At 42.8% G+C, this 12,903-nt stretch carries 12 protein-coding genes; 10 read left to right on the top strand and 2 right to left on the bottom strand.

The window, feature by feature from the left end; translation table 11 throughout:
* Positions 1-118: 118 nt before the first annotated feature.
* The 6 genes from nikA (at position 119) to abc-f (ending at position 7,039) form a co-directional block, all read left to right on the top strand.
* Complete coding sequence (gene nikA / locus BA79_RS05700) at positions 119-1,762, top strand: nickel ABC transporter substrate-binding protein (protein ID WP_035701490.1); 1,644 nt, start codon at positions 119-121, stop codon at positions 1,760-1,762.
* Positions 1,763-1,777: 15 nt separating this feature from the next.
* On the top strand, positions 1,778-2,707 hold the full coding sequence (gene opp1B, locus BA79_RS05695) for a nickel/cobalt ABC transporter permease (protein WP_035701487.1): 930 nt from the start codon (positions 1,778-1,780) through the stop codon (positions 2,705-2,707).
* Positions 2,708-2,712: 5 nt separating this feature from the next.
* Positions 2,713-3,600, top strand: a complete 888-nt coding sequence (gene opp1C / locus BA79_RS05690; RefSeq protein ID WP_017368097.1) for a nickel/cobalt ABC transporter permease — start codon at positions 2,713-2,715, stop codon at positions 3,598-3,600.
* Positions 3,563-4,381, top strand: a complete 819-nt coding sequence (locus BA79_RS05685) for an ABC transporter ATP-binding protein (protein WP_017368096.1) — start codon at positions 3,563-3,565, stop codon at positions 4,379-4,381. Before opp1C ends, BA79_RS05685 begins: the two co-directional genes overlap by 38 nt.
* Positions 4,375-5,145 carry an ABC transporter ATP-binding protein gene (locus BA79_RS05680; RefSeq protein WP_035701482.1) on the top strand — a complete coding sequence of 257 codons (771 nt, stop codon included), beginning with the start codon at positions 4,375-4,377 and terminating at the stop codon, positions 5,143-5,145. The genes BA79_RS05685 and BA79_RS05680 overlap by 7 nt, the downstream gene beginning before the upstream one ends.
* A gap of 334 nt (positions 5,146-5,479) precedes the next feature.
* Positions 5,480-7,039, top strand: coding sequence for a ribosomal protection-like ABC-F family protein (abc-f, locus tag BA79_RS05675; protein WP_211251388.1), 1,560 nt, complete (start codon positions 5,480-5,482; stop codon positions 7,037-7,039).
* A 16-nt stretch (positions 7,040-7,055) separates the two neighbouring features.
* Here the strand turns inward: abc-f and BA79_RS05670 are convergent, their stop codons facing one another.
* Positions 7,056-8,465, bottom strand: coding sequence for a polysaccharide deacetylase family protein (locus BA79_RS05670; protein ID WP_035701478.1), 1,410 nt, complete (start codon positions 8,463-8,465; stop codon positions 7,056-7,058).
* A gap of 310 nt (positions 8,466-8,775) precedes the next feature.
* Here BA79_RS05670 and BA79_RS05665 point away from each other — a divergent pair, with 310 nt between their 5' ends.
* From BA79_RS05665 to BA79_RS05650, 4 genes are all read left to right on the top strand, one after another.
* On the top strand, positions 8,776-9,828 hold the full coding sequence (locus tag BA79_RS05665; RefSeq protein ID WP_035701477.1) for a FecCD family ABC transporter permease: 1,053 nt from the start codon (positions 8,776-8,778) through the stop codon (positions 9,826-9,828).
* Complete coding sequence (locus tag BA79_RS05660; RefSeq protein ID WP_017359188.1) at positions 9,825-10,826, top strand: FecCD family ABC transporter permease; 1,002 nt, start codon at positions 9,825-9,827, stop codon at positions 10,824-10,826. The genes BA79_RS05665 and BA79_RS05660 overlap by 4 nt, the downstream gene beginning before the upstream one ends.
* 16 nt (positions 10,827-10,842) lie before the next feature.
* Complete coding sequence (locus tag BA79_RS05655) at positions 10,843-11,739, top strand: iron-hydroxamate ABC transporter substrate-binding protein (RefSeq protein WP_007500130.1); 897 nt, start codon at positions 10,843-10,845, stop codon at positions 11,737-11,739.
* A 144-nt stretch (positions 11,740-11,883) separates the two neighbouring features.
* Entirely contained in the window at positions 11,884-12,108 is a 225-nt protein-coding gene (locus BA79_RS05650) for a phage holin (RefSeq protein WP_008347764.1), read from the top strand.
* 279 nt (positions 12,109-12,387) lie between these two features.
* On the opposite strand, the gene slrR is transcribed toward BA79_RS05650, so the two are convergent.
* Positions 12,388-12,858, bottom strand: a complete 471-nt coding sequence (gene slrR, locus BA79_RS05645; RefSeq protein WP_007500131.1) for an HTH-type transcriptional regulator SlrR — start codon at positions 12,856-12,858, stop codon at positions 12,388-12,390.
* Between the last annotated feature and the right edge of the window lie 45 nt (positions 12,859-12,903).

Genomic DNA, 12,903 nt, shown 5'->3' with positions numbered 1-12,903 from the left:
TTTTTCGGTGAAAAAAGCCATTGTATTTCCCAGATCTGTATGCTAATATTCAATTCGTAATCATTTCGATTAATAATCGTAATGATTACGATAAAATGAACATTTGGGGGAAGTACATATGAATCATCAACCTGATTACATAAAGAAAAAGGACGAGAAAAAGCAGTCCTTTGTGACATATACCTTGATGCTGTTTTCAGTCATGGCTTGTTTTCTATTGGCATCTTGTTCTGAAAATAAGACCTCTTCCAGTTTAAGTGGAAGAGAAGATGATGAACTGGTGTATGCAAGTACAAAAGATATAAGAGACATTAATCCCCATCTATATGGCGGGGAGATGGCCGCTCAAAATATGGTGTTTGAATCGCTTGTTGTGAATACGGAAAAAGGCATTCAACCTGCCCTGGCCCAAAGCTGGGATATTTCTAAAGATGGAAAAACCTACACATTTCATCTTCGAGAAAACGTGACTTTTTCAGATGGTGAGCCATTTAATGCGAAGGCTGTCAAAATGAATATTGATGCAGTTGTCAAAAATATCGAAAAAAATGCTTGGCTCAATCTCGTGTCAGAAATTAAATCCACAAAGGCTGTAGATGAACATACATTTGTTCTCACATTGAAGGAGCCCTATTATCCAACATTAGAAGAACTTGGTTTAACACGTCCATTCCGTTTTATTTCTCCCAAAAGCTTTATTGATGGCACCACATCAAAAGGCGTCAAAGGTTATGCAGGTACAGGCCCTTATGTGTTAAAGGAACATAAGAAAAATCAATATGCCATTTTTGAAGTGAATCATCACTATTGGGGAAAGAAGCCAAAGATTTCAACAGTGAAATGGAAGGTCATGCCGGATCACCAAACGATTTTACTCGCTCTGCAAAAAGGGGAGATCGACCTCTTATTTGGAGCTGATGGTGACATGATCGACGGAGATTCATTTCAGGCTTTAAAAGAAGCTGGTCAATATGGGGTAACCGTGAGTCCTCCTGTTGGATCAAGATCTATTGTGATCAACTCCAATCAACCAATAACACAAGATCCAAAAGTAAGAGAAGCATTTCAATATGCCATTCAAAAAGAGATGATTACAGAAGGGATTTTAAATGGAACTGAACAGGTGGCACATACACTGCTCGCCCCATCAGTCCCTTACGCAGATATTCCGCTTAAAAAGAAAACCTATCAAAAAAAGAAAGCAGAGGCATTATTAGATGAGGCAGGCTGGAAGCTAAAAGAAGACGGCTATCGCTATCAAAAAGACAAGCCGCTCAGCGTGACCATTTATTATAATTCGGATAATGCAGGTGAAAGAACGATTAGTGAATCGATTCAGCAGGACTTCAAGCAGGTTGGAATCAAGCTGGATATTAGAGGTGAAGAAAAACAGGCATTTTTAGATCGTCAAAAAACAGGAAAGTTTGATCTTATGTACTCTCTATCTTGGGGACTTCCTTATGACCCTCAAACATACGTCTCTTCATTCCGTGTTGCATCCCATGCTGATTATCAAGCTCAGTTAGGATTGAAAAAGAAAAAGTGGCTGGATGAGACCATTACGAAAGTATTGGTGGAGCCGGATGAGCAAAAGAGGGCACAAATGTACCGAGATATTTTGACGTATATTCATGATGAAAATGTGTATATCCCTATTTCCTATTCTGTGACAAAGGCCGTTTATAATAAGCGCCTCAAAGGTGTAGATTTTCATGTATCTCAGTATGAAATTCCCTTTGATCGAATGTATTTTTCGTCATAAATCGGAGGCTGAGACATGACACGCTATATCATAAAACGATTATTGCTTCTTTTGCCGCTCATTGTATTCATTACGTTTTTTGCGTTTGTGCTACTTGCGATGCGTGCGAGTGATCCAGCTGAGGTCGCTTTACGTGTGAACCAAGTAACCCCAACGGAAGAGATGATTGAATCTATGCGTCAAGAGCTAGGCTTAGATCAACCGTTTTTCATACGCTATGTCACATGGCTTAAAGACGGATTAACAGGTGATTTTGGCAGTAGTTATGTCACACATGAGCCTGTACTTGACCTGATGATGGAGGCACTTCCTGCGACTTTACAGCTTGCAGGGATGTCCCTTTTGTTTATTATTGTGCTGAGTTTGTTATTCGGAATGGTGTGTGCATATGCGGCACATACATGGTTGGATCGAATCGTGAGAGCATTTGTGTTTATTGCAGCTTCCATGCCTAGTTTTTGGTTGGGCATTTTATTTATCTGGCTTTTTTCAGTCAAATTTAACTGGGTCAACACGAGTGGAATGGAAGGGTTTAAATCGCTTCTTTTGCCAGCGATGACTCTATCGTTTGGCTACTTATCGACCTATGTGAGACTCATTCGAAATCAAATCCTAAAGTTTCAGCACGAGCCCTTTGTTTTTTATGCAAGAGCTCGTGGTTTAAAGGAACGAACCATTCAATTGAAGGTGATGAGACATGCCCTTCAACTAGCGGTAACAGCACTCGGTATGTCAATACCAAAGCTCATTGCAGGAACCGTCATTATTGAAAATCTCTTTGCTTGGCCAGGGGTTGGCCGTTTGTGTGTAACAGCTATTTTTCACGCCGATTTTCCTATGATTCAAGCCTATTTGTTTGTGATGGGAATTCTATTCGTTGTGTGCAACCTTATCGCGGACGTCATACAAATGATCATGAATCCGCAGTTGCGAAAGGAGGTCTGAGAACTTTGCCCGGATGGAATCGATTAAGAAAAGATCGCATAGCCATTCTGTCTATTTGGTTTTTGGCACTTGTCACATTAGCTGGGCTGTTTGCACCAGTGCTAGCGCCACATGATCCAACTGACACGAATATTCTTCAAAAATATGCCGGTGTGAGTCTAACATATCCGCTCGGAACGGATCAGCTGGGGAGATGCGTATTGTCCCGGCTCTTATATGGTATTCGGACAACGATGCTTGCTGCCGTGCTGACAATGTGTATCACGATGTTCATTGGCACGATACTTGGACTTGTAGCTGGCTTTTTTAGAGGGAAAGTTGATGGAGCTCTAATGAGAATATGTGATGTCATGCTGTCATTTCCAGCAGAGGTGATGATTTTGGCCGTTGTGGGCATTATGGGACCTGGGCTTTTCAATATTATTTTGGCCAATGTCCTTGCAAAATGGGCTTGGTATACAAGGATGATTCGTTCGTCAGTCCTGCAATATACGAATGAACCATCTGTTCAGTTTGCGAAAGTATCTGGGGGTTCACCTTTTTATATCCTTCGAAAACATCTATTTCCTCGCATCTCAGGAGAGATTGCTGTCTTTGCTACACTTGACGCAGGCTGGGTCATTTTAAATATTTCTGCTCTGTCTTTTCTTGGATTAGGTGTGAGTGCACCTACACCGGAATGGGGCATGATGCTCAACGAGGCGAAGAATGTCATGGTGACGCACCCGGCTCATATGCTCCCACCTGGACTTGCGATCTTATTTGTGGTCATGGCACTGAATTTTTTAGGAGACAGTCTTCAGCAGGTCATGAACCCTGCCATGCACCTTACCAACAAAAAAGGGGGGAGACGGTTTGCCTTTCATCGAGATAAAAAATCTGTCCGTACATGATCCGATTCAACAAAAGGATTTAGTGGCAAATATCACGTTTACATTACATAGACAACGTTGTTTAGGCGTTATTGGAGAAAGTGGAAGCGGAAAATCAACCGTTGCAAAAGCATTAATTGGCCTTATCCCTCCTTCGCTAGAGATGATTGGGACCATTTTGTTTGACGGTGAAAAATTGACAAGTCAGACTTCACAGCAGTGGAGAGGAAAGCGAATTGGCTACATTCCACAAGATGCTATGAATGCGTTCAATCCAATTGAAACAATTGGTCATCAAATACTTGAAACGTTCCAGCGGCATTTGGGTTTACGTGAAAAAGAAGGGACAGCACATGCGATCACTGGGCTAGAACGTGTCCATTTAAACAATCCGCATATGTTAATGAAAAAATATCCTCATGAGCTGTCGGGAGGAATGCTTCAACGTGTCGTGATTGCCATTACGATCATGCTTTCTCCTGACGTGATCATTGCCGATGAGCCTACAGCATCATTAGATGCATATAACCGGCGTGAAGTCATCACACAATTACAGAGGCTGAAAGAAGAAACAGGAGCTGCCTTGATCATCATTTCGCATGATTTAGGCGTCGTTCAGGCAATCGCTGATGAATTGTTGGTGATGCACCAAGGGAAGATGCTTGAGCATCGTCATGCAAAAGAGATATTTACATCACCTGAGCATCCTCAAACGAGGCATTTACTAGAAACGAGGCTTCGCTTATCGGCACCCCTTGAAGCACTGAGGCAGCAGAAGAGAGTGAGGGCATTCCCATGCTGATCACAGCAAATCAACTACTTAAACATGGAGAAGATAAAGGACGCTTTTTTCATAAAGAGGAATCCATAGCACGCATAGCTCAGGTTTCATTTCAGATTGGAGAGGGTGAATGTGTCGGGTTAGTCGGTGAGAGCGGTAGTGGTAAAAGTACAATAGCACGTACGCTGCTTGGTTTAGAAACATTAGACGGCGGAGAGATAAAGATAGATGGATGGCCAGCTCATACATGGCGTAAGATGAACCGGGGGGAAATGAGTGTTGTTTTTCAGGATTATCTATCTTCTGTCCATCCTTCCTTTACAGTGAAAGAGATCATAGCAGAACCCATGCAAATAATAAAGCGAAACATGAATATGAACCAAAAAGTGTTGTCCCTGCTCAAGCAAGTAAGACTTCCATCGTCTTTGCTAAATCAATATGCTCATCAGCTAAGCGGCGGTCAGCTCCAGCGTGTATGCATAGCAAGAGCCATATCGACGAATCCAGCCATTCTCATCTTAGATGAAGTCCTTAGCTCACTTGACGTTTCTGTCCAAGTTCAAATATTGGAGCTTCTTGAGACATTAAAGCAAGAGTTAGATATGACCATTCTCATGATTACCCATGATCTAGAGGCAGCCGTTTATTTATGTGATCGACTTCTTTTTTTACATGAGGGAAAACTTGTGGAAGAATGTAAAAGTGACCAGCTGTTTGAAGCGACTCATCCATTTACGCTCAAGCTAATAGACTCACTCATGCCTTTTCAGCTTGACAAAAAATAACCAATCTTTTATCGTATACGTAACAAATGACGGAAGGGTGACCCAATGCAATGAAGTACTAATCCTATGACCTGTAAGCAAAATGAAAGAACGAAGGCAGTGAGCAAACGATATGTGTTGCTATGTTTGCTGCGTTTTCATTTTTTAGCTTCGGAATAGGATGGTACAGCTTGGGAATCAAAGATTGAAGTGATGGATACGGGGGAGATGTGTGCTCATTTGATGAACCGTATGTCATTCTGTATCGATACGCTTATTTTTGTACACCATTTTGCCTCCTATTCTGAGAATGGGAGGCTTTTTGATGTCTCCTGATACGAAAGGAGAGGGTTGGATGTTACTGAGAGCCCACCAATTAAAAGTATTTCGAAAGGATCGTTTGTTATTTGATATAGAGGAGCTTGCCATTCATCAAGGGGACCGAATCGGCCTTGTAGGGACAAATGGCAGTGGGAAAACGACATTGCTCCATGTACTGGCGGGTAGGGAAAAACCAGACAGCGGCACATTTGCACACACTACAACTTGTACCCTGCTTCCTCAACTAAAGACAGGAGATGGCAGACAAAGTGGCGGAGAGATGACACAAGCTTATATTGAAAGAGCTTTAAGCCGGCCTTCTGCCCTTTTATTAGCCGATGAACCCACGACTCACTTAGATACGGAGCATATTGAGTGGCTAGAAGAAAAGCTTCGTTATCATCAAGGTGCTCTGATTGTCGTCTCGCATGACCGTGCTTTTTTAGATGCGTTATGTACAGACATTTGGGAATTGGAGGATGGGAAACTCAAACCATACAAAGGCAACTACAGCGATTTTGCCCGGCAAAAAGAACTCGAACATCGTCAGCAAGTGGAGGCGTACGAGGCGTATACCCAGAAGAAAAAACAGTTAGAACATGCACTGCAAAAGAAAATGAAAAAAGCCGACAAAGCGACAAAGCCATCTCCAAAGCTGAAATCCTCGGGGCCTAAAATTGCAAAGCCCTATTATGCAAACAAGCAAAAAAAGCTTCAAAAAACAGCCAAATCCATCGAAACAAGAATGGAGAAATTAGAAAAGGTGGAGAAGGTAAAAGAAGCCCAGCCTCTTCAAATGACGCAGCACACCATGAAGGAAGTGGCAAGCCGCACCATTTTTCGTGTCGAACATGTAGATGGCATGGCAGGAGATAAAGTCCTTTGGAAAAAGGCGAATGTAGAAGTGAGAGGTGGAGACAAAGTCGCGATCATTGGGAAGAATGGGAGCGGTAAAACGACATTTCTCCGAATGCTTGTAAACGGTCATCCCGGGATTTTTCGTTCAGAAGCCGTGAAGATTGGTTATTTCAGCCAAGATCTTTCAGGACTGAATCTAGATGAATCGATCTTACAAAATGCACTGGAACAGGCGATTCAAGATGAGACTGTCGTTCGCACCGTTTTAGCGAGACTTGGGTTTCGGGGAGACGATGTGTATAAGCTGACGAACGTATTAAGCGGCGGGGAACGGGTGAAGACGATACTGGCAAAGTTACTTGTCAGTGATGCCAATGTTCTGATGCTTGATGAACCGACGAACTTTTTAGACCTTGCGGCAGTAGAAGCGCTTGAAGGACTTTTAAAAGATTACCCGGGCACAGTTGTGTTTGTCTCCCACGACAGAAGGCTCATTGAGCAGGTGGCTACTCGTATTCTTCATGTGCACGAGGGGACCATTGAACGCTTTGATGGCACCTATGAAGAATATAAACAAAAGGAAGAAAAGCCAGCTGCTACAAAGAAAGAAGAAGAGCTCCTGCTGATTGATATGCAGCTGTCTGAAGTGCTCAGTCGTTTAAGCATCGAGCCTTCTCGTGAGCTTGAAGAGATGTTTCAAGCATTGTTGAAAAGAAAGAAGTTGTTAGAGTCATAAAAAAAAGCCCCTGTGTTTACTGCACAGGGGTCTGTTCGTTTCGTTCTTTTTTCAATTGTTCAAGTTCGCTGACTGTGACAAGCTGGTAGCCTTGTTTGGTCAGTTCATGTATGATCTTCACTGCTGCTCGAGCAGAGCTGTCATAAATATCGTGCATGAGTACGGTTTTGCCATCTGCTGCATGTGAGAGAACATGGTTTGTGATCTGCTGGCTGTTGCGAATTTTCCAGTCTTCAGGATCGACATCCCACAATGAAACGTTCATGCCAACCGCTTGATTGATGTCGGGATTTGTTCCTCCATATGGCGGTCTAAAGTGCGTAGGAGTATAACCGCTGGCCTTTTCAATCAGTTTCTGCGTGTCTTTTACTTGTTTGACCGCTTCTTTTAGAGGGAGTCTCGTTAATAAAGGATGGTTATATGAATGGTTTCCGATCTCATTTCCGCCCTTTAAAATGTCGGCAAGCATTCCAGGATAATACTGAACCCTGCTTCCTAATACGAAAAAGGTGGCGTGTCCTTTATTTTCCTTCAGCGCTGCTAAAATGGTTGAAGTTGTGGCTGGGTTTGGACCGTCATCAAATGTGAGTGCGATGGCTTTTTTATTCGGATCAAGCTTTGGCTTTTGCGGCAGCTTGACGGCTTTTCTTTTTGGATTTGGTTCTTTGATTTCATTCTGATTTTTGGTCTTATTCATATATTCCGGCTTCAAGATATCTTTTAGTAGCGTCTTTTTGATCGCCAGCGTTTGTGGACCTAAGTCCTTCGCGGCTACTTGAGAAGCTGGGAAATAGAACTCTATATATTTCTCTTTTAAGGCGAATTGACTGAAGTTTTGATCAGTAGGGGCTGTTCCTTTTTGAAGGAGTGATAGATCCTTAGACAAGGTTTTATCTTTTTTAAGCTCCGTGTATGTAATATAGGATAATTTTTTCAAATAGTCCTTTTTTGGTTGAAATAAATCTTTTGTGTCAAGAAAGTCTTTTTTCTTAAAATCGAAATTGATTGTGACGTGATGAGTGGTTCCATTTTGCTGACCTGTATATGTGTAGGTCGTAAAATAAATGGCCGCAGATTGTTTTGCATAGTGCACCATGTCATAGTCAATATTCAGTTCAAACCGTTTGTTTTCATCAATGTCCTTTGCTTCACTAAATGTCTTTTTGAAATGCTCTAATGCTGAATTCGCATAGCTTTGAATCTTGTCATCTAGCTTTTTTTGATGAAAAAGTGGATAGTTCACCGCATATCTCATAAACTTCCCGTCATTTACAAGAGTGACAATTTCAACATTTTTATAATTCGTATCCTGCTTCACATTTTTCTTCTCTGTACCGCTTGCTTGCTGATTTTGAAAGAATGCAACTGCTCCAATGACGATGGCAAGCGCAAATAGGATGATACTCCATTTTCCCTTTACTGACACAACTTTCAATTCTCCTCTCATGACGGGTCATTCTTTATTCCTTTGACATCTGTTTGTAATATTTTTATAACATTTGACTTACTTTTGTAATTTTAGGGGATTTTCATGCGGAATGTCAACTATTTTCCTATTAAACTACTGTAAAAAATGATAGGTCTTTCAGAACGAGAAAAAGCAGAAGGAAAGAATTCTCTTATTTGCCGTCCACCAATACCTTCAATAATTAAAAAATTGAGCCGTACATTGATTTTTCAGAGGCTGACGGCTATAATTTTGATGATTATGATTCTCATTTTCAAACTGACTTTTAATGAAGAAAAGGATGACACCGATTTTGCCGGATAAGCGAACATCTCAACAAAAACGATCATCACCTATTTTGTTCTTTTTATTGTTTTTTCTCGCTGTCATTGGTTTATTGGCGGCTATGTTTTTGGCTGTTTCCTACGGTGCAAAGTCATTGTCTTTGCAAACGGTCTGGACAGCTGTGTTTGACTATCAGCCTCATGTGACAGAGCAGCAGATCATTCATGAATTAAGGCTACCTCGTGTGCTAGGAGCGGCGCTTGTTGGAGCGGCGTTTGCTGTGGCAGGTGCGCTGATGCAAGGCATTACAAGAAATCCGCTGGCAGATGCGGGGATATTAGGCATTAACGGCGGTGCGATGTTTGTAGTCGCTCTCTGTTTTGCTTTTTTTCCAGGAATGCCTTATTCGGCATTGATGTTATTTTCTTTTTTGGGGGCCGTTCTCAGTACGCTGCTGATCTTTGCCATTGGGGCGGCTGGCGGCGTACTGACCCCACTTCGGCTCACTGTAGCTGGAGCTGTTGTTGCCGCATTGCTGCATGCGCTAAGCTCGGGTATCGCCATTTACTTTGATCTCAGTCAGGATCTGGCTTTTTGGTATGCAGGGGGTGTGGCAGGTGTCAAATGGCCGCAGCTGGTGATCCTTGCTCCAGTCATTCTCATTGTTATCGTTTGGGCGATGTTATTAGGACGATCCCTCTCGTTATTATCACTTGGTGAAGATGTAGCTGCGAATTTAGGGGTGAAAACCCGGCAAGTGCGAATACTAGGTATGGCTGCTGCGGTTCTGCTGGCAGGCGTGTCTGTATCGGCGGTTGGGTCTATTGGGTTTGTCGGGCTTGTCATTCCGCATATTGCACGAAAGTTGGTTGGGGTCAATTATCGTTTCGTCATTCCGATGTCAGCGATTTTAGGCGCAATGCTTCTCGTCTTCGCTGATCTTGCCAGCCGGACAGTAAATCCGCCAAGAGAGCTTGCCATTGGCGTTATGGTGGCACTTGTTGGTGTTCCTTTCTTCTTATATATTGCCAGAAAAGAAGGGAGGAACCTGTCATGAAAGAGAAACGGCGTGCTCTTGTCGTGACAGCCGTTTTGCTTTGTCTGAGTGCGGCTGTTGTGCTGTATAGTTTAAATACCGGCACGCTGAAACTCAGTCCTCTCGTTGTCGTCAAAACGTTATTTGGCTTTGGAGATTTCCAAAGTGAGACGGTGCTGTTTGATTATCGTCTGCCTCGAATCGTCGTGACGATACTAGCTGGAATAGGTCTAGGTATCGCAGGTGGCATTTTGCAGAGTTTATCCCGCAATCCACTTGCCGATCCTGGGATTATCGGTCTGAATGCAGGAGCCGCATTCGGCTTAATCATCTTTGTGACGTATTTTCACGTACTAGAAGGAAATCCATCTTTACTCATTCCGCTCTTTACATTTGGTGGTGGCCTACTTGCGGCGGCAGTCATCGTTCTTCTTGCGTACGACAGGCATGAAGGGCTTGTACCTATCCGGCTGATCCTTGTTGGAATTGCCGTAGCTGCGGGGTTTAGTGCATTGACGTTATATTTGTCATTGAAACTGGATGAAGATACATACACCTTCGCTTCAAGGTGGCTTGTGGGAAATGTATGGGGAAGAGACTGGATTCATGTACTTGCGCTCCTGCCTTGGATCGTATGTCTTGTCCCGCTTACGCTCATGCAGTCCAGCACACTCAATGCGTTAACATTAGGTGATGCCGTCGCCTCAAGTGTCGGAGTACGTGTACAGCGCAAACGACTTTTTCTTCTCACCTTAGCTGTTGGTCTAGCGAGTGCAAGTGTATCGATGACAGGCGGAATTGGTTTTATTGGCCTTGTTGCACCTCATTTGGCGAGGCGTCTTGTCGGCTCACTGCACCAATATTTTTTACCAGTGAGCGCCTTGCTTGGATTGTTGATTTTGGTCAGTGCTGATACACTCGGACGTTCCATATTTGCCCCAAATGCCATCCCAGCGGGTGTGGTTGTGGCTTTTATCGGAGCACCTTATTTTCTCTATTTACTAACAAAAACAAAATAAGAAAGAGGAACTCATCATGAAAAAAGTACTTGTGTTTGGTTTAACGCTCTGTTTCTTGATTCTGGCCGCTTGTGGTCAACAGGAAACAAAGAAGACAACAAATCAAGATGAAAACGGAACACCTAAGATTGCATCCTTGTCGATTCATTTAACAAATGATTTATTAGCACTCGGGATAAAACCTGCTGGCTCTGTTGTAGGGGGAGACTTAAAAGATTTCCTTCCACATGCGAAGAAGCAGCTTAGCCAGACGAAAAAGCTGGGCATCGCAGCAGATCCTGATATGGAGTCATTGCTTGCTTTAAAACCAGATGTCATTTACGTCGATGAAGAACTGGCTGGACAAGACTTATCAAAATACAAGAAAATCGCCAAAACCGAAGTGTTTAATTTAAATGATGGCACATGGCGTGATCATTTAAAAAAAATCGGCAAGCTCGTCAATAAAGAAAAAGAAGCCGATCAATATATTAAGGACTACAATCAAGAAGCAAAAGAAGTCAAATCACTTATCCAGAAAAAGATTGGAAATGGAAAAGTGATGGCAATTCGTGTAACAGCAAAAGAGCTTCGAGTATTTAGTATGAAACGTCCGATGGGGCCAATTTTATACGATGATTTAGGACTGACACCTGTAGATGGTGTGAAAAAACTGGACAGCAAACGTCCATTTGAAGTCATTTCTCAAGAAGTGCTTCCTGACTTTGATGCAGATGCTATTTTTGTCGTCGTGAACCGTGATGATAAGGCGCAACAGGCATTCAAACAGTTAGAGCAGACGCCGATTTGGAAAGGCCTAAAAGCTGTGAAGAAAAACCAAGTGTATCCGATTGCCGATCAGCCATGGCTAGATTATTCAGCTTTAGGCAACAAAATGGCAATGGATGAAGCAAAAAAGATGTTCTCTAAATAATCAGCACATAAATCAAGGCATCATTCCGCATCTAGGAATGATGTCTCTTTTTTTGATTCATTCTTCTATTCATTCGCTTTTTGCATACATATGAGAGGGAACGAGCAGTATCGCCCGTATGAAAGGATAAGGGGAGGGGTTACATTGAAGGTTCAAAAAATTAGTGCAGGCACTATAGCGAGGCTTGTGCTGCTTTTATTGGCACTTGTGAACAGCGCTCTCACTGCTGCAGGAAAAAGCCCAATTCCAATTGATGAAGAAGGTGTGCAGCAATTCATTACGTTAGCCTTTCTTGGCATCACATCACTATGGGCCTATTGGAAGAACAATGATATTACGAAAAAAGCACGAACAAAAAAAGAAGAATAATAGAAAACAGAGCCTTTTCATGCAAAAAGGCTATCAGCGTGTAGAGAAACCCTCGCATTCGGTGTCAGTCCTGCGCAGGTACTCACGAATGTCAAATTCGCTCCGCAAAAGTAGCTGTCCTTCCTAGACTGCTATCACGCTGAAAAGAAGACAAAGGGCTAAAATAAGTTCATTTTAGCCCTTTGTCCATAAACTGAACAGAGCCTTTTCATATAAAAAGGCTCTATTTCATCGAAGCGACAAGCGCCTCTCCCCGCAAATTGGTTTGATCTCAGTGGCTTACGCCCGGTGTTCTCCCATATTGGTAAGAAACGCTTTCACTTCCTCGATGGTTAAGCCAATGGCCTTTGCTTCACTCATGAGACGCTTCCATTCTGACATATTTGAGTCGGTCAACTTTCTATGATGGACATGCAATGTCTTTCCTTCCTGCTCCTTTCTGTAGGTTTGGAGCAGCTGATACAGTTCTTCTTTAGGCATGCCGGATTGGACGGCATGAACGATATGATCCCGCCACTCCTGTTCACCGCCCTCAGCGTAATGAAACATCATCGTTTCTGCATCAAACAGCTCTTGTAAATCAATGTCTAGTGATGAGGATACCTTTTTTAAAAACTGGACAGATGGATTACGATGGACACCACGCTCAATTTTACTCAAATATGATTTAGAGACATGGGCATCTTCAGCCAACTGCTGGATTGAGTATCCTTTCCTCTTTCGGTAAATGCGTATCACCTTTCCAATCATTCGATATATGATCTCCCTTCTCCCCGGCGAATCGTTCTGCGACCT

Source organism: Bacillus altitudinis 41KF2b (assembly GCF_000691145.1).
Classification (GTDB): domain Bacteria; phylum Bacillota; class Bacilli; order Bacillales; family Bacillaceae; genus Bacillus; species Bacillus altitudinis.
The sequence above is the reverse complement of the archived record's forward strand: the minus strand, read 5'-3'. Positions and strand labels throughout refer to the sequence as shown.

Excerpts from the sequence above, each read along its gene's own strand:
- nikA (WP_035701490.1), top strand. The coding sequence starts at position 119 with ATGAATCATCAACCTGATTACATAAAGAAAAAGGACGAGAAAAAGCAG.
- opp1B (WP_035701487.1), top strand. The coding sequence starts at position 1,778 with ATGACACGCTATATCATAAAACGATTATTGCTTCTTTTGCCGCTCATT.
- BA79_RS05680 (WP_035701482.1), top strand. The coding sequence starts at position 4,375 with ATGCTGATCACAGCAAATCAACTACTTAAACATGGAGAAGATAAAGGA.
- abc-f (WP_211251388.1), top strand. The coding sequence starts at position 5,480 with ATGTTACTGAGAGCCCACCAATTAAAAGTATTTCGAAAGGATCGTTTG.
- BA79_RS05665 (WP_035701477.1), top strand. The coding sequence starts at position 8,776 with ATGAAGAAAAGGATGACACCGATTTTGCCGGATAAGCGAACATCTCAA.
- BA79_RS05660 (WP_017359188.1), top strand. The coding sequence starts at position 9,825 with ATGAAAGAGAAACGGCGTGCTCTTGTCGTGACAGCCGTTTTGCTTTGT.
- BA79_RS05655 (WP_007500130.1), top strand. The coding sequence starts at position 10,843 with ATGAAAAAAGTACTTGTGTTTGGTTTAACGCTCTGTTTCTTGATTCTG.
- slrR (WP_007500131.1), bottom strand. The coding sequence starts at position 12,858 with ATGATTGGAAAGGTGATACGCATTTACCGAAAGAGGAAAGGATACTCA.